This window comes from Nocardia sp. NPDC060255 (assembly GCF_042727395.1).
GTDB lineage: Bacteria > Actinomycetota > Actinomycetes > Mycobacteriales > Mycobacteriaceae > Nocardia.
Genome location: NZ_JBHXAU010000002.1, coordinates 92,121 through 115,106, shown reverse-complemented (window position 1 = coordinate 115,106; position 22,986 = coordinate 92,121). Strand labels below are relative to the sequence as shown.

At 66.7% G+C, this 22,986-nt stretch carries 19 protein-coding genes; 9 read left to right on the top strand and 10 right to left on the bottom strand.

Features of this window, described 5'->3' with window-relative positions; genetic code table 11:
- Positions 1–4 precede the first annotated feature (4 nt).
- Complete coding sequence (locus ACFWF1_RS06390) at positions 5–733, bottom strand: LGFP repeat-containing protein (protein ID WP_379285926.1); 729 nt, start codon at positions 731–733, stop codon at positions 5–7.
- 270 nt (positions 734–1,003) lie between these two features.
- Between ACFWF1_RS06390 and ACFWF1_RS06385 the strand changes: the two genes are divergently transcribed.
- Positions 1,004–1,915: an alpha/beta fold hydrolase gene (locus tag ACFWF1_RS06385; protein ID WP_379285925.1), complete on the top strand. Its 912-nt coding sequence runs from the start codon at positions 1,004–1,006 to the stop codon at positions 1,913–1,915.
- On the opposite strand, the gene ACFWF1_RS06380 is transcribed toward ACFWF1_RS06385, so the two are convergent.
- The gene (locus ACFWF1_RS06380; protein ID WP_379285923.1) at positions 1,872–2,279 is read right to left on the bottom strand and encodes a helix-turn-helix domain-containing protein; all 408 of its coding nucleotides are present in this window, start codon (positions 2,277–2,279) and stop codon (positions 1,872–1,874) included. The two genes, ACFWF1_RS06385 and ACFWF1_RS06380, sit on opposite strands and share 44 nt — an antisense overlap.
- Positions 2,280–2,400: 121 nt before the next feature.
- On the opposite strand from ACFWF1_RS06380, the gene ACFWF1_RS06375 reads away from it, so the two are divergent.
- Positions 2,401–4,398, top strand: a complete 1,998-nt coding sequence (locus tag ACFWF1_RS06375) for an ATP-binding protein (protein WP_379285922.1) — start codon at positions 2,401–2,403, stop codon at positions 4,396–4,398.
- 23 nt (positions 4,399–4,421) lie between these two features.
- Positions 4,422–5,441: an NADP-dependent oxidoreductase gene (locus ACFWF1_RS06370; RefSeq protein WP_379285921.1), complete on the top strand. Its 1,020-nt coding sequence runs from the start codon at positions 4,422–4,424 to the stop codon at positions 5,439–5,441.
- A gap of 45 nt (positions 5,442–5,486) precedes the next feature.
- Here the strand turns inward: ACFWF1_RS06370 and ACFWF1_RS06365 are convergent, their stop codons facing one another.
- Positions 5,487–6,314 (bottom strand): SAM-dependent methyltransferase, encoded by an 828-nt coding sequence (locus ACFWF1_RS06365; protein WP_379285919.1) that lies wholly within the window; start codon positions 6,312–6,314, stop codon positions 5,487–5,489.
- Between the two features lie 508 nt (positions 6,315–6,822).
- Here ACFWF1_RS06365 and ACFWF1_RS06360 point away from each other — a divergent pair.
- The 5 genes from ACFWF1_RS06360 (at position 6,823) to ACFWF1_RS06340 (ending at position 12,993) form a co-directional block, all read left to right on the top strand.
- A complete protein-coding gene (locus ACFWF1_RS06360; protein ID WP_379286282.1) occupies positions 6,823–7,101 on the top strand; it encodes a hypothetical protein in 279 nt (92 codons plus the stop codon).
- A 199-nt stretch (positions 7,102–7,300) separates the two neighbouring features.
- Positions 7,301–8,989 carry a thiamine pyrophosphate-binding protein gene (locus ACFWF1_RS06355; RefSeq protein WP_379285918.1) on the top strand — a complete coding sequence of 563 codons (1,689 nt, stop codon included), beginning with the start codon at positions 7,301–7,303 and terminating at the stop codon, positions 8,987–8,989.
- 107 nt (positions 8,990–9,096) lie between these two features.
- On the top strand, positions 9,097–10,095 hold the full coding sequence (locus ACFWF1_RS06350) for a pyridoxal phosphate-dependent aminotransferase (RefSeq protein ID WP_379285916.1): 999 nt from the start codon (positions 9,097–9,099) through the stop codon (positions 10,093–10,095).
- A 212-nt stretch (positions 10,096–10,307) separates the two neighbouring features.
- Complete coding sequence (locus ACFWF1_RS06345; protein ID WP_379285915.1) at positions 10,308–12,659, top strand: hypothetical protein; 2,352 nt, start codon at positions 10,308–10,310, stop codon at positions 12,657–12,659.
- A 19-nt stretch (positions 12,660–12,678) separates the two neighbouring features.
- On the top strand, positions 12,679–12,993 hold the full coding sequence (locus ACFWF1_RS06340; RefSeq protein WP_379285914.1) for a hypothetical protein: 315 nt from the start codon (positions 12,679–12,681) through the stop codon (positions 12,991–12,993).
- A gap of 82 nt (positions 12,994–13,075) precedes the next feature.
- Here ACFWF1_RS06340 and ACFWF1_RS06335 read toward each other — a convergent pair whose 3' ends face one another.
- Positions 13,076–15,970 (bottom strand): helix-turn-helix transcriptional regulator, encoded by a 2,895-nt coding sequence (locus tag ACFWF1_RS06335; RefSeq protein WP_379285913.1) that lies wholly within the window; start codon positions 15,968–15,970, stop codon positions 13,076–13,078.
- Positions 15,971–16,314: 344 nt separating this feature from the next.
- On the opposite strand from ACFWF1_RS06335, the gene ACFWF1_RS06330 reads away from it, so the two are divergent.
- A complete protein-coding gene (locus tag ACFWF1_RS06330; protein ID WP_379285911.1) occupies positions 16,315–16,902 on the top strand; it encodes a TetR/AcrR family transcriptional regulator in 588 nt (195 codons plus the stop codon).
- On the opposite strand, the gene ACFWF1_RS06325 is transcribed toward ACFWF1_RS06330, so the two are convergent.
- The 6 genes from ACFWF1_RS06325 to ACFWF1_RS06300 form a co-directional block, all read right to left on the bottom strand.
- Entirely contained in the window at positions 16,893–17,381 is a 489-nt protein-coding gene (locus tag ACFWF1_RS06325; RefSeq protein WP_379285910.1) for a hypothetical protein, read from the bottom strand. The genes ACFWF1_RS06330 and ACFWF1_RS06325 overlap by 10 nt on opposite strands.
- A 14-nt stretch (positions 17,382–17,395) precedes the next feature.
- Positions 17,396–18,322 (bottom strand): hypothetical protein, encoded by a 927-nt coding sequence (locus ACFWF1_RS06320; RefSeq protein WP_379285908.1) that lies wholly within the window; start codon positions 18,320–18,322, stop codon positions 17,396–17,398.
- An 18-nt stretch (positions 18,323–18,340) separates the two neighbouring features.
- Positions 18,341–18,823 (bottom strand): hypothetical protein, encoded by a 483-nt coding sequence (locus ACFWF1_RS06315; RefSeq protein ID WP_379285907.1) that lies wholly within the window; start codon positions 18,821–18,823, stop codon positions 18,341–18,343.
- 441 nt (positions 18,824–19,264) lie between these two features.
- On the bottom strand, positions 19,265–20,053 hold the full coding sequence (locus ACFWF1_RS06310; RefSeq protein WP_379285906.1) for a GNAT family N-acetyltransferase: 789 nt from the start codon (positions 20,051–20,053) through the stop codon (positions 19,265–19,267).
- Positions 20,054–20,161: 108 nt separating this feature from the next.
- Complete coding sequence (locus tag ACFWF1_RS06305) at positions 20,162–21,391, bottom strand: helix-turn-helix domain-containing protein (RefSeq protein ID WP_379285905.1); 1,230 nt, start codon at positions 21,389–21,391, stop codon at positions 20,162–20,164.
- Between the two features lie 167 nt (positions 21,392–21,558).
- Entirely contained in the window at positions 21,559–22,800 is a 1,242-nt protein-coding gene (locus ACFWF1_RS06300; protein ID WP_379285904.1) for a helix-turn-helix domain-containing protein, read from the bottom strand.
- Positions 22,801–22,986 lie beyond the last annotated feature (186 nt).

Here is a 22,986-nt window from a genome sequence, read left to right as displayed (position 1 = left end):
CGGGTCAGGGCTTCCAGGTGATGCGGCCGCCTTGGAAATCCTGGGCTTTGCCGCTCTGGTAGTCGTACTCGTCACTGGTCGGGTAGCCGTAGCCGCCGTTGACGCCCGCCCTGGCTTCCCAGGTGGTGCGGATCGCGCCCCAGATGACGTGCGCGCCGGTGGCGCCGGACCAGTAGATGGCGCCGTCGTCGAAGAGGTTGTAGCGGCCGTTGTTCTTGGCGGTGGCCTCGTCGGTGATCGGGAAGCCGAGGGGGCTGTTCTCCCAACCGTAGGAGCCCCACTTGTCGCGGATCGCGCCACCGATCTGATGCGCGGCGGTGCCGAGCGACCAGTAGATCGAGCCGCCCTGGAAGTGGTTGTAGCGACCCGGTTTCGACGGGGTCGACTCCTCCCGCGTCACGGGGTAGCCGAGCAGTCCGTTCTCGAAGCCGAGGTTGCCCCATTTGTCGCGGATCGCGCCGCCGACCTGGTGGGCTCCGGTGGCCGGATGCCAGTAGATGGAGGCATTGCGCTCGAAGGCCTGGTACTTCCCGCCGCGACCCGCATCCGATTCCGGATTCACCGGATCGCCGAAGACGCCGCCCCCGCCGGCCTGGTCGTATTCGACCTCGATCGCCCCGCCCACATCGAACGGTCCGATCGGCCGTCCGGCCGCGGTGCCCGCGGTCAGCAGAACCGCCATGGCGGCGGTGGTCATCGTCAGTGCGACGCGGGTGCGACGTAGGCGTGCCAAGAGAAACTCCCTATGCAGGTGGTCGTATACGAGACAGAGCGGAGCCCTATCAGGGTGCGGCCAATGCCGATCGGCAGCGAGGTCAGCGGGTGCCGGAGTGAGCAAGCTCGCAGCGGCGGTATTGCACGATCCTTTCGTTCGACGCGCAAGAGCTACTGTCGTGGCATCCGACACCCGGCCTATCGGGCGCGCCGCAATCACCGTTAGTTGTCGCTGGTCACGGGCTAGTTCTGGCAACGGCACATCCCGCGCACCGCGTTCGGCCGCGGCATGCTGCGCAATTTTGCGCCAGATGCCTTTCCGCTGGTGCTGACGCACGGCTGGCCCGGCTCGGTGCTGGAGTTCGAGAGCATCATCGGGCCGCTGACCGACCCGGTCGCGCACGGCGGTTCCGCCGCGGACGCCTTCGACGTGGTCGTACCCGCGCTGCCCGGTTTCGGATTCAGCGAGCGGCCCGCGGCGGTCGGCTGGAACCCCGGCCGTACCGCACAGGCATGGGCAGAGCTGATGACCCGGCTCGGGTACGAACGCTTCGGCGCGCACGGCGGCGACTGGGGTGCGTTCGTCAGTACCGAGTTGGCTCGCCTGGCACCCGAACGGGTTGCCGCACTGCATCTGACGATGCCGATCGCCTCGCCGCTCCCCGAGGACGTGGCGACGGCCGGCGAGGCGGAGCAGGCCATGATCGCCAAACGGGACCGGTTCATGATGACCGGGCCGACCCATGTGATCGTCCAGGGCATGCTCCCGCAGACGCTCGGCTATTCCCTGCTCGACTTGCCCGCCGGGCTCGCCGCGTGGCTGAGCGAGGCGCTGGTCGCGTTTTCGGACACGCGGTCCGAGTCAGGTGGTGGTGTCAGCGTGGCGCAGCAGGTGGATGACATTGCGCTGTACTGGTTTACCGGCACTGGTGCCTCCGCCGCCCGCTGGTACTGGGAGGCGCTGCGGTGGACGCCGCGCAGCGCGGAGCAGCAGAACGCGCAGGCAGTGACCGTGCCCACCGCCTGCACGCTGTTCCCCGGCGAACCGTTCCCGGTCGCCAAGCGCTGGGCCGAACGCCGCTACCACAATCTGATCAGCTGGAACGAGATGCCGTACGGCGGGCACTACGCGGGCTGGGAACAACCCGGCGTGCTGGTCAGCGAGCTGCGAAACGCGTTCCGCCAGGCGCGTATTCGCTAGGCCGGTCGTTGGTCGGCGACCAACGGGACGGGCGCACACCGGTCTCGCGGAGGAAGACCGCGGACAGGTGTGCCGTGCTGGAAAACCCGCACCGCTGCGCCGCCTGGGTGACCGTGACGCCATGTTCCAGCAGTCGTTCGACCTCGGCGATGCGCAGCAGGGTGAGATAGCGGTGCGGCGTATAACCGGTGGCGCGCTTGAACATTCGCAGGAAGTGGTACGGACTGTATCGCGCGACACCGGCCAGCTCCGCGAGGGGCACCGGTCGCGCCAACTGGTCCCGCATGTACACCACCGCCCGGAACACCGGGCTGCCCGCCTCGCGCGGGACGAGGTCATCGAGCGGCCCTGCACTGTCGTTCACGCCTCCGAGCATCGATCGGCCGATCGCCCTTCGACAGACCACCGGCTGCCCATCTACTGCCCAATTCGTCGGGCAGATCAGCCGGGGTGAGCCTGAGGCGACGGTGAGTTAACGTGGTTTCGTGACGGTGCTGGGTGAGCGGCTGCGGGTGCTGCGCAGGCGTTCGTTCGTCGGCCGCGCGGACGAGGTGTCGCTGTTTCGAGCCGCGCTGGCCGAACCGGGCCTGATCTTCGTGCACGGCGTGGGCGGTGTCGGCAAGAGCGCGCTGCTCGAGGTGTTCGCGGAGGTCGCGGGCGCCGCCGGACGGCCGGTGGTCCGAATCGACGCTCGGCATCTGCGGCTCGCGCCGGACACGATGCCCGCGCTGCCCGGCGGTCGGCCGATTCTGCTGATCGACACTTATGAACTGCTGGACGACAGCGACGACTGGGTACGCGAGGAATATCTGCCTTCGCTACCCGCTGACGTGCTCGTGGTGATCGCCGGGCGTCAGGCACCCCGGCTGGAATGGCGGGCGGACCCGGCCTGGCGAGATCTGATGCGCGTTGTCGCGCTGGACAACCTGTCGCCCGGCGACGGTCGACAGTATCTGACGGCTCAGCAGGTCCCACCCGAGTGGCACGACCGGCTGCTGACCATCAGTCATGGCCACCCACTGACTCTGTCGATGTTGGTCGACGCGGTAGGCCGGGGCGCGGTTCCGCGCACACTCGCCGATCTACCCGACGTGGTCAGCACGCTGCTGACGCAGACGATCGACGCGGCGCCGAGCGCACGCCACCGTGCGGCGCTGGAGATCTGCGCGCACGCACCCGTGACCACCGAAGAACTGCTGCACGAGGTGATCGGCGCGGACGCCGGTGAGTTGTTCGCCTGGCTGCGCACGTTGCCGTTCATCGATGAGGGGCCGCGCGGGTTGTATCCGCACGACATCGCCCGCGACGCCCTCGACGCGGACTCGCGCTGGCGTGCCCCCGTCCGCTATGCCGAACTGCGGGAACGGATTTCGGCCGCGATGCGCGGCCGGATCCGCGCGTCGGCGGACGAGCGGGAACAGGTCCAGCTGATCGTCGACTCGATCGTCTTGGCCGGTGCTCGCTCGAAGATCGAAACGTGCACCACGCCGCCGCCGACGCTGCAGGCGTACGCCGACCGGCTGCGCGACGGGGACCGGGATCCGATCATCGCGATGACCTCGGCCTGGCAGGGTGAACAGCAAGCCGCCTTGGCGGCGTATTGGCTTGCGCGGCAACCCGAGGCGTTCTGGGTGTTCCGTGCGCTGGCGGGCGAGCCGCGCGGCTATGCCGGGTGCCTGGAGTTGACCGAGGCCGAGCTCGACGCGGATCCGGGGGCAGCTGCGATGTGGCGCTACGCGCACGACAACGGTGCGCCCCGACCCGGCGAGCGGGTCCGGGCCTGGCGGTTCTTCCTCGACCGCGAGCACGGTCAGTTCGCGTCGCCGTCGGTGACCCTGTTCGCGGCCTGCCAAACCCTCGACATCCTGAGCCGCGGCGACAACGCGGCGTGGACGTTGGTCGGCGCGTACGCCGACGCGGCCCGGTGGGGCCACACCATGGCGGACCTCGGTTTCCAGCCCGCACCGGAAGCCGAATATGCGGTCGGCGACAAGCGGTTTCCCGTCTTCGCGCACGACTGGCGCCGCACGAATGTCACGGAGTGGCTGCGTTTCGTGCACGCCCGGCAAGCCGGCGCGCCGAACCAGCCGGCCGAACCCGGCAGCGGCAACGCGGTGCTCGCCGAGCCCGAGTTCGCGCGCGCCGTCCGGGATGCGCTGCGTGATCTGCACACGCCGGAGCGGATACGGGACAACCCGCTGGTGCGCTCGCGGGTCGTCCGGCAGCAGGAAGGCGGCCTGCCCGCCGTCGACACCCTCCGAGACCTGCTGACCACGGGCGCGAGTATGTTGCGGCCCGATCTGAGCGAGCTGGTGGACCGCACGTTCCTGCATCCGACTACGACTCAGGAACGCGTCGCGCAAACGCTGCACCTGTCCTTCAACACCTATCGGCGGCACCGGGACCGGGCGGTCGCCCACCTCACCGAGTGGCTGTGGGCCCGCGAGGTCGGCTCGACCGGGCAGGCCGCCGGTCGCGGATGATCTTCGGGGCTAAGCTCGGATCCATGGTCGAGTCGACGAGAATCGTGCTTGCTGCCCGCCCGGAAGGTGCGCCGACGTCGGCGAACTTCCGTACCGAAACGGCCGAGTTGCCGCCCTTGGAAGAGGGGCAGGTGCAGCTGCGGACGTTGTATCTGTCCCTTGATCCGTACATGCGTGGGCGGATGAGTGCGGCGAAGTCGTATGCGAAGCCGGTCGAGGTCGGCGCGGTGATGGTCGGTGCCACGGTCGCCGAGGTGGTCGATTCCCGCGACGCCGGTTTCGCGAAAGGTGATGTGGTGCTGTCCTATTCGGGCTGGCAGTCGCATGACGTCGCGCCCGCGTCGAGCTTGCGCAAGCTCGATCCCGACAAGGTTCCGGTGTCGACCGCACTCGGTGTCCTCGGTATGCCCGGGTTCACCGCGTACTCCGGCCTGCTGAAGATCGGTCAGCCGAAGGCGGGCGAGACCGTCGTGGTCGCCGCCGCCACCGGCCCGGTCGGCTCGGCGGTCGGGCAGATCGCCAAGATCAAGGGTGCCCGCGCGGTCGGCATCGCGGGCGGACCGAAGAAGTGCGCGGCCCTGCTCGACGAATTCGGCTTCGACGTCGCGCTCGATCACCGCGCGCCCGACTTCGCCGAGCAGCTGAAGGCCGCGGTGCCCGACGGCATCGACGTCTACTTCGAAAACGTCGCCGGTGCCGTCGCCGAAGCGGTGTACCCGCTGCTCAACCTGTACGCCCGTGTTCCCGTGTGCGGTCTCATCGCCAACTACAACGCGGCCGACGTCCCCGAAGGCCCCGACCAGCTCCCCGCCTTCTACGGCCGCATCCTCATCAAGAGCCTCACCATCCGCGGCTTCATCCAGTCCGAGTTCGTCGCCGAACTCTTCCCGGACTTCCTGCGCGACATGTCGGAATGGGTCGCTGACGGGCGGGTGCGCTACCTCGAAGACATCACCGAGGGCCTCGACAACGCTCCGGAAGCCTTCATCGGCCTGCTCGAGGGCCGCAACTTCGGCAAGGCCGTCGTGAAAGTCGCCGACTAGCAACGGTTTTCGGACCCGCCGTCACTTCCGGGCGGCGGGCATCGGTCAGGGTTTGCGGCCGATGCCTGCCCAGTACCAGGCGGACTCGGGGTCGGCCGGGTCGTCGTCGGGGGCGGGGTGCCAGGTGACCACGGGGACGACGCCCGGGTCGACGAGGTCGGTGCCCGCGAAGAGGGTCTCGGTCTCGGCGCGACTGCGGGGGTAGAAGGTGATGCCCGCGTTCTCGGCGGAGTCGACCACGCGGGACATGGCGTGCTCGTCGAAGTCGGCGGTGGGGTGGGTGATCACCAGATAGCTGCCTGAGGGCACTACGTCGAGCAGATTCTTGATGATGTCGTGCGGATCGTCCTCGTCGCGGAAGTACATCATGATCGCAACCAGCATGATGGCGACCGGCTGGTCGAGATCGAGGGTGGCGGCGAGGGTCTCGTTGTGCAGAATGCCCGCGGGGTCGTGCAGATCGGCGTGAATGAAGGCGGTCTTGCCCTGCGGCTTGCTCGACATCAGGGCGCGGGCGTGGGCGAGCACGATCGGATCGTTGTCCACATAGACCACGCGCGCCGCCGGATTGAGCCGCTGGGCCACCTCGTGCGTGTTGCCCGCGGTGGGAATGCCGGTGCCGATGTCGAGGAACTGGGTGATGCCCGCCTCGCTGGTCAGGTAGTCGACCGCGCGGCCGAGGAACGCGCGGTTGGCGCGGGCCATGGTGCGGATGGCGGGGATGTAGGTGGCGATGGCGTCGCCGAGCGCGCGATCGGCCGGATAGTTGTCCCGGCCGCCTAGCCAATAATCGTAAACGCGCGCTTCGTGCGCGATGCTGGTATCGATCTTGGTCGGTAATGCGGCGGTGGTCGGAGAATGGCTGTCCGGCATGATGATTCCCTTCTGTGGCGGCTACGGAGCGTCGGATCCGGTGCCGCCGAGTCGCCCACGGCTGGCGACTGCTACTGCGAATCTTGCTCGCCAAGGATATTCCAGCGAACGTTCGGCACGCGGCGATTCAGCCGGATGGGGGAGGGTTTTCGGGCGGTCATCCGGTTTCGGCGAAGTTTTGTCCGCGCCGCCCCGTGATTACCGCCGACCCGTCAACAAACCGGTCGGTCGCCCTGGCGGACGATGGGGTCGTTTGTCCGGTGTGTCGGCGGGCATACGTGATCTTGATGGGGTTGAATTGCCCAGGTCACGAGTTTTTCCGGCGACGAGCGGAAAGCAGGAGACGACATGGTACGAGTCCGCAGCGACAGCTAGCGCCGCCGTGCCGGTGGTGTCGTCGAATTCTTCGGCGGCGCGATTTCTTCGATATCCGAGTTAGTGGCGACCACACCGCGGTTGCTCGTGTCCGGACCCACCTCAGCCTGCGAAAAGGAGCACGAACGTGAGCATGATTCTCGCCGCGCTACACGACACCGTTCTTGCGGAGGTCGGCAATCCGACACCGGAAGCGCCACCCCTGGCCGACAAATTGATGCAAATGGGCCGCTACTTCACCTGGTTGGTCCAGCTGTCCGGTATCACCGCCATTACTTACGGCGGCGGACGATTCGCCTGGGAGAAGTGGAACGGCGGCGGTTTGCAATCGCCGAAGATGATCGCCAGCGCGATGGCGGGCGGCGCGGTCGCGACCAGCGCGGGCACCATCATGAACTCCGTGATCAGCTGATCCAGCACGACTTCGGTGTCACCGGCTCGGCGAGGCGATCTCGTTGAGCCGGGTTTGGTTGGGTCGGAGCCTGGTTTATTTGGGCACCGGACCAACTATTGGTCGCTTGTCCAAAGTTGTTGCGCAGCAAGCTATTTCTAGATTGCTATGACGTGGGTCACATTGCGATCTGACGACTGTCTCAGATACATTGTGTGCGATGAATCGCACGCGATCTATGTTGGAAGCGGCGAGTGAAACTGCCGTCAAGCGCCGAAAGTCCGTTGCCGACCGCATAGTCGAGGTGATCGCCGAACACAGCGATCACGTCTTCGGTGTCGGCGGCGCGAATATCGAAGACCTCTACGACGCGCTGCATCGCAGCACGGCATCGATCACCGGCATCGTCGCAAAGCACGAATTCGGTGCGGCGACAATGGCCGACGGCTATGCGCGCACCACGAACCGGCTCGGTGTCGTTGCCGCTACCTCCGGCGGCGGTGCGCTGAATCTGATTGCCGCACTGGGGGAGTCGTTCGATGCGCGAGTTCCGGTGCTGGCCTTGGTCGGACAGCCACCGCTCGCGCTCGAGGGGAGCGGAGCGTTCCAGGACACCAGTGGTGGCGCGGGGCGGATCGATGCGGAGCGGTTGTTCGGATCGGTGGCGCGGTTCTGTGTCAAGCTCACCCGGGCCGAGGATCTCACCGCTGCCGTCGAGCAGGCGATCAGCGCCGCGATGGCAGGCGGACCGGCAATCCTGCTGCTGCCCAGGGACATTCAGACGTTACCGGTGGTAGGTTCGGCCACCCGAGAGGGGCAGCTGTTCGGCAAGCGCGAGGAACCGGACGCGCAGGACGAGGCTCTCGCTCTCGTTGCCGCCTGCACGGGTCGCACCGTGATCATCGCGGGCCCCGAGGTGGCTCGCGCCGACGCCAGGGCCGAGCTCGTCATCATGGCGCGGGCACTGCGTGCTGCGGTGGCGGTGACGCCGGATGCCAAAGACGCCTTCCCGAATGACGATCCGCTGTTCGCGGGGATCGCGGGGAGCATGGGGCATCCCCATGTCGCCGAGCTGATCGGCGACGCCGCCCTGTGCGTGTTGGCGGGCACCCCGATGCCGGTGATAGCGCGCGCCGGTCTCGAAGCGGCCCTGGCGAATTGCCCGAAGGTGCTGCATGTCGGCGCGGACCCGGCGTTCGTGCGGACAGATGCCAGGATGTGCGGGCCGTTACGGACACTGTTAATGAAGGTGGCCTCGGCGGCAGCGCTTTCGGGTCCTGGATATGCGCCGATACCGACTCCCGCACTGAGCGTTCCGGCGGCATCGGGTCCGGGAGTGCGCTACCGCGATGCGATCGAAGCGATCAGCGCCAGGCTGACGCCGGGCACGGATGTGGTTGTCGACGCGGGCAATACGGGCGCGGCGGCGGTGCATCACCTCTCGGTGCCGGCCGATGGCCGCTTCGTCATCGCCCTGGGGATGGGCGGCATGGGCTACGCGTTCGGCGCGGGCATCGGCAGCGCGCTCGGGCGTCGCCGCAGAACGTTCGTAATCGCCGGAGACGGCGCGTATTTCATGCACGGACACGAAGTGCACACCGCCGTCGAGCACAACGTTCCGGTGACCTTCGTGATCTTCAACAACAACGCGCACGCGATGTGCGTGACCCGCGAACAGCTCTACTACTCCGGCGATTACACCTACAACAGATTCGGCCCCGCGCGCATCGGCGCCGCGGTCGCCGCGATGTTCCCGCGTATCCCGGCCTACGCCACCGGCACCCGCGCGGAATTCGAAGCCGCGCTCGACGAGACCAGTGCGGCGACGGGACCGGTATTCATCGAAATCCTCTGCGACCCGGACGAAATGCCGCCGTTCGCCCCGTTCCTGAAGGAGCTCTCCGCATGACCGAGCCACGAGTCCGCGAACACCGCCACGGCACGGGCGAGCCGATCAAGCCGGAGTGGATGAACCGATGAGCATCTCGGCTTGCCGCCGCGGGCGCTGAGGTGTCGATGACTGTGCCGCCCGCGCAACTCGGCCACCAGCTTTCGCTCAACGAGAACCCTTACGGCCCACTGCCTTCGGTGCGGGTGGCGTTGACGGGCGCGCTGGCCGAAGCCAACCGGTATCCGGAGTTCCTGCCGCGCAGGCTGCCCGGGCTGATCGCGGAACGGCTCGGGCACGCACCGGACCGCGTCGTGGTCGGCGCGGGCGCGACCGGCGTGATCATGCATATCCTGCAGGAGTTCGTCCCGCCGGGCGCGGCCGTGGTGACGGCGACACCCACCTTCGACGGCTACCCGTTGCTGACCGATACGGTGGGCGGACGGGTGGTAGCGGTGCCGCTCACCGACGACGGCCATCAGGATCTGCCGGCGATGTCGGCCGCTATCGACCGTTGCCCGGCGGTCGTCGTGCTGTGCAGTCCGCACAACCCGACCGGCACCTGCATCCGGCACGGCGCGCTCGCCGAGTTTCTCGAACGCACCGACCCCGCGGTGACCGTGGTCTTCGATGAGGCGTACATCGATTTCGTCCCGCCCCGCGACCGCGCGGACACCGCCGCGCTGGTCGAACAGCACCCCAACCTGGTGGTGATGCGCACCTTCTCCAAGGCCTACGGTCTGGCCGCGCTGCGCGTCGGCTACGCCTTCGGCTCGGCCTCGGTCATCGCGCGAATTCGCCGCTGGCAGCTGCCTTTCGGCATGACGGCGCTGGCGGAGGCCGGTGTCCGCGCCTGCTACGCGGCGGAGGACGAGCTGGTGCTGCGCACCGAAACGATAACCCGGGAATGCGGCAGACTCACCGCGGGCCTGCGCGCGCTCGGCTACCGCGTGCCGACCAGCGCCGCGAACTTCGTCTACCTGTCCGGATGCGCTCCCGGCGAACTCGACCGGCTGCGCGCGGGTTTCGCCCGCGACGACATTCAGGTGAAGCACTGCGCCACCGGTATCCGGATCACCGTCGGCGACACCGCGGCAACTGCGGCGGTCGTCACCGCGGCACGGTGACACCGGCGACTCGGACGTGTTGAAACATGAACTGCTGCAACCATTGTCGGTCCATTGAGCAATGCGCTGATGACTGGTAGGTGAACTCGTCGCGACCAGGGCCGATTCGCCTGGCGGAGATGGTTACTCGTGCGTCATCGTGGATACCACCCCCTCCGCTTCGGCCGAGGGGCGTCGCCGATCGCCAGGGATGAGCCGCAGGGGGGAGCCGTATGAGCATGTACCTCCCCGAGGAGCTCCGCTGGCTCGGCTGGATCGCGGGATCGACCTGGCCGGACGGCGACGAAGACCAGATGTGGGCCGTCGCCGCGGCCTGGAAGACCGCGAGTGAGCAACTGCAGGCGCAGCTCGCACACATCGACACGGCCAAGCAGAGCACGTCGCGGGCCTACCCGCAGGGCCACGCCGCCGAGGAGATGGGCAAACTGTTCGACGGGCTGCGCAGCGGCGACCAGTCGCTGGACTCGCTGGCCAAGTACATGCAGCAGATCTCGGACTCGACCTTCGACATGGGCACCCAGCTTCAGGCGACCAAGCTCACCATCGTCATCTCGCTGGCCTGGCTGGCGATGGAGATCCTGTGGGCGTGGATGTTTCCGCCGACCGCGGCCATCGTGGAGGCCACCGCCATCACCACCACCCGCTCGTTCCTGCGGGTGTTCGAGGACATGGTGCAGAAGGTGATCCAGAACCTGGCGCGCAAGCTTGGGGCCTCGGCGGAGAAGCGGTACTTCTGGAAGACGGTGGCGGGCGGGCGGTTCGTGCTGCCGACCGCGAAGGGCTGGGGCGTCTACGGCGTGAAGTTCGCCGAAACGGCCATCACGTCAGGGGGATTGAACGCGGCGGTGCAACTCGGCCAGATGGCCGACGGCAAGCGGCGGCACTTCGACGGCACAGAATTCGGCGTGTCCGTGTTCGCGTCGGTCGCCTCGGCGCTGCCGTCGCGGGAGTTCGCACGATATCTGGGCAATGGGATCGACAAGCTGGCCGGTCGGCAGCTGAACAATGCGTGGGGGCGCGCTGGGCGCGGCGCGTTCATCGGCGCCGGGGCGGGCGTGGTGGGTTCGGCGTCGGGCAACATCGCCGTCGGTGTGGCGACCGGGGACTGGTCGTCGTTCAGCACACCCCAGGGCTGGGTCGGCGGCGCCGCGCGCGGCGGGATGGTCGGCGGTGCGCGCGGTGCCTTCGCGAAGTCGAGCCCGATCTCGAGATCCGATGTGCGGTATCCGCTGTGGATGCACAAGCCGGGCGCGCCGCGGACACCGCCGTCCAACGCGGCGAGTCGCGGTAGTTCGGCGCACGACGGTTCGACTCGATCACCAGGATCGTCCATTCGGCTGGAGTCGTTGAACGGCGACGGCAGCCGGGTCGGGTCGGGCAGCGGCCGGTCGGTGGGCTCGGGTGGGCAAAGCGGGCACGGCAGTTCGCATCGCACCGGGCCAGCGCCTTCCGTGCGGACGAGCGGTGGCGGTTCGTCGAATGGTTCGTCGCGTGGGACTGGGCCTGCGCCCTCAGTGCACACAAGCGGTGGCGGATCTTCGCATGGCACCGGGTCTGCGCCTTCAGTCCGCACAAGCGGTGGGGGTTCGTCGTATGTGACAGGGCCCGAGCCTTCGGTGCATACGAATGGCAGTGGTTCGTCGCATGGCACCGGGCCTGCCCCTTCCGTGCTCACAAGTGCTGGGGGATCACAGAATTCGGCCCCGGTCGGGACGAACGGTTCGGGCTCACAGCAGGGTCCGCCGTCGGTGCACTCGGGCGGCAGCACTGGCTCAGGCCGAGGCGACACCGGCAGCCGAGGGACGCTCGACAGTGATGGCCGGTCGTTCCACACCGGCAGAGGAACGGTCGACAGTCAAGGACAGTCGTTCCACACCGGGCGCGAGCCGCACCACACGGCGCAGGAATCGCTCGGCAGTGGTCAGTCGTCGGTGCATGAATCGAGCGGTCAGCCCTCGGTGCACGCGTCGACCGGTGGCGAAGGCTCGACTCGGTCGGGCCGGAACGGGTTCGTGCCGCCGACCTCGTGGGAGGCTTCGGTCGACGGCGGCTGGCAGCCGCCTGCCGGTCGGGCGGGATCGGTGGACGGGGGCGCGCCATCCGTCTCGCCGATCAACAGCTCGTCCAGTAGTGGCGAGACGCGTTCGGTGAGCCCGATTCCAGGATCTTCGACGCACACCGGATCAGGCGGCGATCGGTCGAGCACGGCGTCCGGCTCGTCGGGCCAGGGCTCCTCGATCTCGCATGCGCCATCATCGGCGCCGCCGAGTGGTACCGGCTCCACCCGAAATCCGAATCCCCCTGTCCCGCAAGTCCCGCACCCGGCAGGCCAACCAGATCCCTTCCTGGGCGCCGGCAAGGACATGAAGGCCAAGACCCGCCCGAAACGACTTCCGTACTGGGCCCCGCTGCCCGGCGTCTTCCACTCGCCGGACGCACCGGACGCCTCCGCGTGGGTGTACGGCGATCCGGCATCCGACGACGATTCGCCCGACGGAGCCGACGAGGGCACCGATCCGGATTCCGAAGAGGGCGTGGATGTGCCCTTCACCTTGAAGCACTAGACGAACAGAGAGCAGACGAATGACCGGCACCGTCGAGGTCGACACGAACCAGCTACGACACGCAGCGGGCGAGTGCGACGGAATCCACGACAGCATCACGCACACCCTCAGCACGCTGCGCGGTGTGGTGAGCGGCGCCGGCACCCCCTGGGGCGCGGACAGCTTCGGCAAGAAATTCGCCGACGGCGACAAGGGCTACCTGGCCGCCCGCGAAAACCTCCTCGCCGCCATCGACCAGATGGCCACCACCTTCGGCGGCTACGCCGACGGCCAGCGCAGCGCCGCCGACCGAATGGACGCGATGGAAGCGGGAAATACTAACGGCTACAACTGATCTCGACGATCGGCAGGCCTGGTCCAGGATCAGTCACTCGGACGGCGCCGCCGCCGCTGTCTCGCCGAACGGCTCCGAAAGCTCAGCCCATGCTCGGGAACGCGCCTTGCTGGGCCAGGGCTACCACTACTTGAATCCGCGATTGCAGACGCAGTTTCGTCAAAATATTCGACAGGTGCGACTGCACGGTGCGGGACGACAGGAACATCCTGGTGGCGATCTCGGGGTTCGATAGCCCCTGCGCTACCAGTGCGGCCACCTTCCGCTCAGTGGGCGTCAGCGCCTGCCAGCCGGACTTGGGCCGGTTGCGGCGGCCACGTCGGCCACGGCGAATCCCGAATTCCCGCAGGCGCGCGTCGGCTCGCGCGATATCCCACTCGGCGCCGAATCCGGTGTACAGATCGATCGCGTCGTCCAATGCGAATCGAGCTTGCTCGGTCTGACCGTCGCCCGCGAGCATGGTGGCGAGCATTTCGTTCGCCTGTGCCTGATACCAGGGGCGACCCGCCTGCCGGAACGATTCGACGGCCTCGGCGACCAGCACGGAATCACCCTCGGCCAGCCCGTGGCACAGCGCCGCCGTGGCCCGTCGGCTGTGCGTGGCATGACGCGCCTGCAACGCGTCGGCGGCGAGGGCGACCTTGGCAGCTACGTCCGCCCGCCCGGCCGCGACCGCCATTCGCACCAGATCGGGATACGTCTGACTCACCGTGGCAGGCGCCGATCCGTTCGTGAACTGTTCGCAAAGATCGACCAGGATCTCCATGGCCCGGCTCGAATCTCCCTGTGTCTCATACACCAACGCCCGCACCCACGGGTGCAGATGCCGGTAACCGAGGCCCTCCAGCCGAGTGTCGGGGGCGGGTAGCGAGTCGGGGGTACCGGCGAACGTGCCGCGATGCACCGCGACGAGGGCCGTCAGGCATTCTGCGGCCGCGAGGTAGCCGAAAACGTCCGGTGCGTCCCGGCAGGCGCGCAGTTCGATCAGGGTTTCGTCCCAGCGGCCCCGCAGAAAGTGTGATCGGGCCAGTTCCAGCCGGTTCGAGCCGAGATACACACCGGACGTGTGCTCGCTGTACCGGATTGCCAGCGTCAGCGCCTTTTCCGCGACCGGATGCTCGTCGAGCTCGGTCAGGCAGCGACCGCTCAGCGAGTACGGCTCGATGTTGGACAGCCGCCGACGACCATTGGATTCGAAATTCCGCGCCAGCCGATCGCCGAGTTGCCGCGCCTCATCGAGAAAGCCCTGGTGGAATCGCAACAAGCCGAGCGCGAGCGAACCGAGTCCCCACGCGACCGGATCCGAGTTCGCGAGACCGGCCGACATCGCCTGTGCCGACGCGTCTTCGGCGATATCGAAACGTTCGAGCAGAAGATTGGACAAGGCCCGAAACCCGTGAAATTGCCCCTGCGGCAGTGGGTTCAGGCCGGGCTGGGCGAGTACCGACTCGGCGACCTCGACGGCGCCGGACAGGTTTCCGGTGGCGAAGCACGCGTGGGCCAGCAGCCAGTGCAGCATGATGCCGACCTCTTGCCGCCGACCGGCCACGGTCGCGCCCAGCGACAACGCGTGCCGCGCCCGCGCCTGCGCCTCGGTGGGATTTCCGCTCCACAACAGCGCTCTGATCTGCCAGAGCCGTAACTCGTCCTGGCGCTGCGGGTCGAGTTCGCTGGATTCGATGGCCCGAGCGAGCAGGCCGGCCGCCAGTTCCGGGGCTCGAACCATCAGCCTGTCAACGACGTTCTTCAGCCACTCCAGGCTGGTCGCGTCCAACGGACCGTCCTCGGTGAGCAGGTACATCGCGACGCGCTCCACCGGCGCTTCCATCGACATCAGTACCCGCGCCGCGCGCGACTGCAACGTCGTCCGCGACGCAGGCGGAAGCTGGTCGGCCAGCACCTGACGGATGAGATCGTGCCGGAAGGTCAGTTCGGCGCCGGACCGAACCAGGATTCCCGACGCGACCGCCGCGCTGATCACGTGCCACACGTCGATGAGTGGCGCGGCGAGCACCTCGGACAGTTCGATCGCCTCGACGCCCAGTCCCAATGCCGCTGCCACGGACAAGATCTGCCGGGACCGGGCCGGAAGATGGTCCAGTCGCCGCAGAATCGCCTCGGTCAGCGATTCCGGCAGGCGGACGGTCCTCGATCCGTTCTCCTCGAAAGACCATGCTGCCGAACTGATTTCCCCGGACTCGAGCATCCCGGCCTGCGACATTCCGGTGACAAGTTCGGTGACATACAGCGGATTGCCGCCCGCGCTGGCGACGGCCGCCGACAGCAGCGGCCCCGCGGCCGTGCCGAGCGAGAGCTCGACCAGCACGGCAATGTCCGAATCGCGCAGCGGCTCGAGTCGTATCAGTTCGGCACCGCCCGACTCGAATTCGGCGAGTAGCCCGGACAGCCCGCGCTGCCGGGGCAGCGGCGGGACGGCGAGGACGAGCAGCAGCGGGAGCTTGCCGAGCAGTTCGCCCAGCCGGCGCAGGGCTCGAAGACTCGACGGATCCGCCCAGTGCGCATCGTCCAGGAGCAGCACGAACGGTCCTGTGGCACAGAATAGTTCGGTCGCGTCGAGCAGGCCTGTGATGGCGGCCATCTCGTGCCCGATGGCCATCGAGCCGGTGAAGGCGCCGCCGCTCACCTGCCCGCGGCGGGGCTCCGCCGTGGTCGCGGCTTCGACCGCGGCCCGCAGCGGCTCGATCGCCGCGAACGGCACGTACCGTTCGAGTTCCTTGGCTGCCCCGTGCAGTACTCGCAGCCCGCGCGCGGCCGCCAATTGTGCGGCCGCCCTGAGCATTGCGGTCTTGCCGATGCCTGGTTCGCCCTCGATGAGGATGATCCCACCCGCTCCCGCGACCACCTTGTCGATCCGGTCCGTCACCCGGTCGAGCTCGCCCTGTCGGCCGATCAACCGGTCGACCGGCTCGTTGTGCGGCGGACATCCGAGCGACTCACCCGCTCCGGACGTCCCCACCGGTGCGGCCGTTGAGCCGATTGCACTGAGTCCTTGCATATTCTTGCCGCCTGGGAATCCGAGAGTGTCGGCGATGTCGCACGGGCACAGGCGGACTCGGCCGCCGCAGCCAATCCGTCACCCCGTGACGTCGGCCGGGGCCCGCCCTCCTCCATGGACGAGTGCCCGGCTCGGCGCAGCCCGTGTGACACCCGCACCGCGATGCTCGACCATCGACCGAAGTGGCGATGCCGCAACAACTTCGCAGAACGGACACTGTACGATCAGGCCGCCCGAAGTACACTGATTTACTAGTAGGTCAAATTCTCACCAGGACCCGCCCGCTAGTCAAGAGGCAGGAGCCCATGACGCCACGCACCGCGAGCGGCGACCGCGGCACCAGGTCACACATCCTCGACGCCGCCGAGCGAATCGTGCAGAGCCGGGGATTCAACGGATTCAGCTACGCCGACATCGCCGCGGTCCTGACGATCTCCAAACCGGCTCTGCACTACCACTTTCCGAGCAAGGCAGAGCTGGGGCTCGCGCTCGTGCAGCGCTACGAGCAACGGTTCTTCGAGGCGTTGTCCACGGTCGCCGATCGGGACGCCCCCGTTCGGCTAGAGCACTATGCGAGCCTATACGCGGGCGTTCTGCGCGAGCAGCGAATGTGCTTGTGCGGCATGCTCGCCGCCGAATACCAGACCCTGTCCGCACCCATGCAGCAATCAGTGGTCCACTTCTTCGAACGAAACCAGGCATGGCTGACCGAAGTGCTGACCCAGGGGCAGCGGGAACGCGCTCTCACCTTCAGTGGTTCGCCGCGCGCGAAGGCGCAAATGATCATCAGCTGTCTGGAAGGCGCGCTGCTGGTTGCCCGGCTCTACGGCGATCTCGACATGTTCCAGACGACGGCGGCGGGCCTGCTGGCGGGACTCGCAGATCAGTCGTAGTACCGCTTCTTGAGCTCGCCGACCTGCGTCACGTAGTCGCGGATCACGTTGGCGGCAGCTTCGGAGACGCTCGCGCAGAACTCACTTTCGGATAGGTCCCGAACGGTGTCGGGCTCGATGTGCACCGAGAAATTCTTCATGCCAACGGTGCTGATCGTGATCCGCGTGTTGCTCGATTCGCCGGCCGCCTCGACGCCGTCCCGCTCGGCGAAGAAGGCGAAATCCGTCGCATTCTCGGCATCGATGCTCAGGTTTGTGTACTCGATCGCCCGCCGGTACTCCCGCTGCCACCCGACCCACAGCAGCCTGGCGATACTCGTCAACGCCCGCTCCAGTATCGGTTCGTTGACGAACGCGTAATCACTGTCCTTGAAGAACAGCACGATATCGGTACGCCGGGACAACTCCGCTTCGATGTCCGTTCCCGGCGCGGTCACCCGGACCCGGATATTGTCCAATCGCGTTGCCAAATCGATCATTATACGAACCTTGCTTAATTTCGGCCGCCCATGCCGCGGTCGCCGTAGAGGTCGGGCAGGCTCATTCCGGCCAGGGTGGGCCGTGCGGCGACGAGCTTGTCCTTGTTATCGGTGAAGGCGCCGACCAGCGGCGGGATGTAATGCGCGATATGGTTCTGTTCGACGTCCTGAATATGCTGGCGCAGGGTCTCGATGCCCTGCATCATCGAGCTGATGATGGCTTCAGCGGAGGCGCCGGATTGCGAGAGATTGGACCCGCCCAAGGTGACGTTGGCGACGGCGACGCCTGCCGCGACCGGCACGATCGGCGCCGTCGCACCGCCGGTTCCGATGGTGATGAGCCCGGAGGCGATCGTGGCGACCGCCGACAGCACCGTGAACATGTAGCTCCACTGCGTCTTGTTGCAGCTACCGACGTTGTCCAGCGCATGCAACGTGGTCTCCGCGATATTGTCGATGTCCTTGCGCGCCGCGGCCCACATCGCCTGATGCGCCTCGAGGACACCTCGCATCGTCGACAGCGCCGTGAACTGGTTTCCGGCAACCATGCCGAAGGGGTCGACGAAGTTCTTCTTGAACGCCATCGCGGCCTCGCCGGTCCAGCCCGCCAGATAGTCACCGTCGGTTTTCATGTGGGCCAGATCGGTGTTCGACAACATCACGTCGCCGGTGAGCTGGGTCTGCGGCGCGGAGCCCGTGTTCACCTGTCCCATCGCCCTTTTCAGGTCATTGATCAGCGAGTCGTAGTGGGCCGGGTCGGGCATCTTGGTGAACGGCTCGAATGTCGGCTCGATCGAGGCGAATTGCTGCCTGAACTGCTCCATCGGCGGGGCGCTGACGCCGGATCTGCCGGTGTTGGCGGGTGTCTGCTCCCGGCGCGCGATTTCGGCGGCCTTCTCGGCGATGTCGTGTGCGTGCTGCATGAGCTGATCGAAACTCATCTTTTGTCACCTGCCGATTCACTGGACGTTGTACATGCGGTGGCCCGGCCGGTTCTGCTTCGGCGGGTCCTGCGTGGCGCTCAGCGCCGGATCGTCGTGCATGCGGCGGTTCATCTCGTCGCCTGCCTCTCGATCGATCCCGGCGAAGTATTGCGCCGCCTTGTCCAACGCCGTGGCGGTGTCTTCCAGATTCTTCTGGGTATCCGTCAGAAAGCCGACCACCGTCGTGTGCAGGGCGCGATAGGCGTCATATACCGGACCTTGGGTGGAGCCACCGAAGTACGCTGGGCGCTCCAAAACCTGCGCCAGTCCATCGGCGACGCTGTTGCAGCTGCCGATCGCAATACTGTAATCCAACGCGATCTGCGGAAAATCCCCCTTCGCGGCTTGCTCGAGTTCGTACAGGTCGACACCGAGCCGTTTTCCCGAATCCCCCATGGACGTATCCTCATTTCTACCCGAGCCCGTGCCGTACCGCGTTGCCAGTCCCTCAGCGGCCACAGTCCAAGCTGTGTCGGCGTCCGCAGGCGGCAGTTACATCGCAACGGTACATCCAGTTCGGCGAATTGCCCAGTGGCCCTTGGAAAAAGAACGAGCCGCCCCCGGAAACCATTGGCGGATATATGAATATCCGCCTACTGGCGGATATTCATATGGCGGCGAGACGGGTTCGGTGAGCCCGATTCCTGGATCTTCGACGCACACCGGATCAGGCGGTGATCGGTCGAGCACGGCGTCCGGCTCGTCGGGCCAGGGCTCCTAGATTTCGCATGCGCCATCGTCGGCCCCGCACCGTCGGCGGCTATGCCGACGGCCAACGCAGCGCTGCCGATCGAATGGACGCGATGGACGCGGGAAATACCCACGGCTACAACTGACCTCGACACCGATGATCGCACGGATGCGGAATCGCCGCGCCGTGCGACATCGGCGCGGCAGGAATTACGTTGGTGCGCAGGCCACGAGCCGGTATACGGACGTGCCGTCGCCGGCCTTCCGGCAGGACACCGCCTGGAAGCCGCCGGCGATCAAGTCGCTGAGGACGGCGCAAATCCGCCGTCGCAGTGCCGCGCACTCGCGTCCGCACTGATCTTCGTACACGGTCGGAACGGCCACGAGCATGGTCTCGGTATCGCCCCGCGGATCGAGTGCGGGGTTGCCGGGGACCAGTCCGGACGGTGGCTGCGGCCAGTGCTCGGCCGGCGTGGTGAGTTCCCAGCGGGCGATTATCCGGTCGGTGGGGTTGCCGCGGTCGCGCCCGGAGTCCTCGATACCGTAGAGGTTGGGGGCGAATCCGCAGCCGCGCGCACCGAGGACGTCGAGGTAGAAGTAGGCGTTGGCGGCCCGCAACGGGTCGTAGGCCCACTGGATGGCGTGTAATCCGCGGGCGAGCGAGGTGCCGCGGAGAAAATGCATCAATGATCGACCTATGCCAATGCTCCGTCGGTCGGCGCGTACGACCAATAACTCCATGTAATGGTATATCGAAGAAATGTGTCCGCCACCGTCCAGGTCGAGGCCGGGGAATCCGTAGCTGAAGCCGACCAGTTCCCCGTTGATGCGTGCACCGAGCGCGATACTTCCATTGTGGGCCAGCGCGGTCAGCAGTCTCGGGCTGGGCGCGGGGTCTTCGGGGCGCAAAGCGAAAACATCTCGATAGAGAGCTATGGGGTCCGACAGACTGCCGGGCTCGATCAGTTCGCTGACGATCAACTCGGTTATCGCGGTCATATAGTGAGGCTATCGAATATTTCTGTTTGGAAGTGGCGGAAGTGGGTGAGGCTTCACCATTCAGTTATCAATCGGCAATCGGCAGTGCGGCGACTCTGCGGGTCGAGGTCAGCGGAGTCCGGCCACGCGGGCGAGTTGGTGAACCTGCGGGCGGACCAGGCGGTTGTCCTGCTCGACGAGATATTGCAGCGCCGACTGGGTATCCGCGCCGTAGCGAAAGTCCTCGGGACAGACGTCAGCGGCTTTGCCGAGGGCGCGGGAGGCTCCCGCATAGTCGTTTCGGCGAGCGCAGGCATACGCGCCGGCCAGGTGGAATCGCATGCGGTCACCGACCGGGTGGGCATCCGGGACGTGCTGTCGTGCCGCGAGTTCGGCGACCTGTTCGCAATTGCCTCCCCACAGCATGATCTCGAGGCGGGCAATGCGCGATTCGGTAGGCCCGAACGGGATGTCGTGAACCGCGCGATCGCTGTCCAACCGGTCGGCCTCTCGCGCCGCGGCGGTCGTCAGTCTGTCTGCTTCGGTTGTATTCCCCGCTGCGGCAGCGCCTTTCGCCGCGAGTAACTGCAGCGCGCCGATCAACACGGTCTTGTCGACGGAGTCGGTGGTGGCGGTCAGGTGCTCGGCGGCGGCCACGGCGTAATCGTGGCATTCCTGTGCCTGCGCTAGTCCCAGCATCGCGTTCCCGGTATGCCACGCACAAGCTGCCATCTGCCATGGGCTCGGCATCTGCTCGGCTACCATCGTCGCCCGATCCGCGGCGGTGAAGGCCAACTGGTGGGCGCCGACCCTCGTCAGAAATCGCCGGGATAGATGATAGCTACGCAACAGTATCTTCCCGGCTTCGTCGTCCTGCGACAGCAAGTATTGAACGCGGGCCGCAGTCAAAACCGGGGGAAGGTATTCCGCCAATTCCGTGTACCGATTCGGTGAGTGCTGCCAGATATTCTGGCATCGGTGCAATTTATCGGCCGTATCGGAAAGAGGTTCGGTATTCATGGCCGTGCGTCGATACGCCCCGATGGCCGGATGGTCGATAATACTGCGTTTCAAGGATTCGGCGAGCTGATCCCCGGCGTCGACGCCTGCGGGCGCCAGCTGTGGCGGCAGCGCCATCAATTCGCGCATATCTTTGATGTGTAACGCATCGGCGAGCCGGATGATTGTCGCTACGCTGTCCAGCTGCTTATTGCCGGACTCGATCAGGCGCAACCATTCTTCACTTCGACCGACCAGTTCGGCGAGGGCCCGGCGGGACAGGTCGCGCCGGCGCCGTAGTAGTTCGAGCCGCTCGCCTATTGTCAGTAGGCCTGTTCTGAGACCGGAGGTGCTGCTCAAGAATTCTCTCCCTTCGGCGGTCGAAAGAACCCCTGCGGTTGTTGCGGCCAGTTCGCTCCCGTCCGGAACCCGCCGGATGGCTGTCGGGAATTCGCGATGGCGTCGTACTCTGACGTTACCCAGCTGTCGGCGGAATAATCTGTGAAACTTCGGCGCCGGCCGTCGGGTCACGCCAGACCGGCGGCAGAGAGTAGCTTCGCGAGGTCGCGTCTGGTCAGGTGGTGGTCGCGGCGGGAGAGTCTTTGCAGTGTGCGATGTGCCATCCAGTCGTAGCGGAGGTCTTCCGGGGCGGCCAGCTCGGCCTGTTGCAGTGCCAGGGTCGCGGCGAAATCCTCGCCTTTGCGGCCATAGGCGTAGGCGGTGGTCAGGTAATAGCGGGCGCGGAGATCGACAGCGGCCTCGTCCGGTAGCTGGACCTCGGCCGCGAGCCGGATCGCTTCGTCGACCTGGCCGAGTCGCAGCGCGATGTCCATACCGGTGATGGTGACTTCGGGGACGCCGAACCAGATGGTGCGCAGGCAAGCCGCGGGGTCGAGTTGCTCGGCGATGCGGGCGGATTCGGCGATGAGCTGCTTGGACTGTTCGAGGTCGGTCGCGCCCGCGGCGGCTTCTGCGGCCAGCAGCAGCAGCGCGCCGTACGCCGGGCCCTCGTTTTCCGCGGATCGGGTGGCCGCCGCGAGGCGTTGTGCGGCGGCCAGGGCGTAGTCCCGGCTTTCCGCGTGATAACCCATCGAGAGCAGTGCGCTCGCCACGTGCCACGAACTCACCGCGACCAGGTCCGGCTGTGCGGGTTGGGTGAGGATGCCGATCGGGCGGTCGGCGACGAGCCAGGCCAGGTGATAGTCACCCACCCGGGTCAACACGAATCGGGCCAGGTGATAGGCCTCGACGAGGACTTTGCCCGTCTCCGCCAACTGGCCGTCCGAGGTTGCCTGGGCTGCGGCGCGGATCGATCGCGCCGCGGTCAGCACCCCGGGGAGCCGGGCGGCGAGTTCGGTGTAGCGGTGACCCGAACCGAGCCAGCTGTACCAGCATTGGTCGAGGTCGGCGCGCACCGACTCCAGGGTCGGCAGCAGATTCGCAACCGGCGTGGCGAAGACGTGCGTCGACGGGTGGTCCATGATGGCACGGTTGAGCGCGGTGAGCTGTAGCCCCATTTCGTCCATGTCACGTGCCCCCGAGCGGCTCGACGAAGGCAGGCCGATCAGCTCGACGGGATCATCGAAACGCAGGACTTCGGCGAGCCGGTACATCATCTCGATACTGTCGAGGCGGCGGCGGCCTCGTTCTATCTGGCGTAGCCACTCTTCGCTGCGTCCGGTCAGTTCGGCGACCACTCGACGGGATAGCCCCAACCGCCTGCGGCGCAACTCGATTCGCTCTCCCGCACTGAGCGCTCTGTGATTCACGACCATCTGAACCCTCTTCCCCGGTGGCTCGTGATCGGGTGTCGCCTCTCGCTTTCGCGGGTCGTGCCTGCTGAAGACTGTAGTTTAACCGAAGAATGTTGCGGGGAAATGTTTTCCGATATGGCCGTGCGCGTGCAGGTGTACTTGCGTCCGCCAGGGCACCGGGGAATGTGCTGACGAATTGCT

What these genes read in the sequence shown, in the direction of transcription:
- ACFWF1_RS06385 (WP_379285925.1), top strand. Translation starts at nt 1,004, where the DNA reads ATGCTGCGCAATTTTGCGCCAGATGCCTTTCCGCTGGTGCTGACGCAC.
- ACFWF1_RS06370 (WP_379285921.1), top strand. Translation starts at nt 4,422, where the DNA reads ATGGTCGAGTCGACGAGAATCGTGCTTGCTGCCCGCCCGGAAGGTGCG.
- ACFWF1_RS06365 (WP_379285919.1), bottom strand. Translation starts at nt 6,314, where the DNA reads ATGCCGGACAGCCATTCTCCGACCACCGCCGCATTACCGACCAAGATC.
- ACFWF1_RS06360 (WP_379286282.1), top strand. Translation starts at nt 6,823, where the DNA reads ATGATTCTCGCCGCGCTACACGACACCGTTCTTGCGGAGGTCGGCAAT.
- ACFWF1_RS06355 (WP_379285918.1), top strand. Translation starts at nt 7,301, where the DNA reads ATGAATCGCACGCGATCTATGTTGGAAGCGGCGAGTGAAACTGCCGTC.
- ACFWF1_RS06350 (WP_379285916.1), top strand. Translation starts at nt 9,097, where the DNA reads ATGACTGTGCCGCCCGCGCAACTCGGCCACCAGCTTTCGCTCAACGAG.
- ACFWF1_RS06345 (WP_379285915.1), top strand. Translation starts at nt 10,308, where the DNA reads ATGAGCATGTACCTCCCCGAGGAGCTCCGCTGGCTCGGCTGGATCGCG.
- ACFWF1_RS06340 (WP_379285914.1), top strand. Translation starts at nt 12,679, where the DNA reads ATGACCGGCACCGTCGAGGTCGACACGAACCAGCTACGACACGCAGCG.
- ACFWF1_RS06330 (WP_379285911.1), top strand. Translation starts at nt 16,315, where the DNA reads ATGACGCCACGCACCGCGAGCGGCGACCGCGGCACCAGGTCACACATC.
- ACFWF1_RS06325 (WP_379285910.1), bottom strand. Translation starts at nt 17,381, where the DNA reads ATGATCGATTTGGCAACGCGATTGGACAATATCCGGGTCCGGGTGACC.
- ACFWF1_RS06320 (WP_379285908.1), bottom strand. Translation starts at nt 18,322, where the DNA reads ATGAGTTTCGATCAGCTCATGCAGCACGCACACGACATCGCCGAGAAG.
- ACFWF1_RS06310 (WP_379285906.1), bottom strand. Translation starts at nt 20,053, where the DNA reads ATGACCGCGATAACCGAGTTGATCGTCAGCGAACTGATCGAGCCCGGC.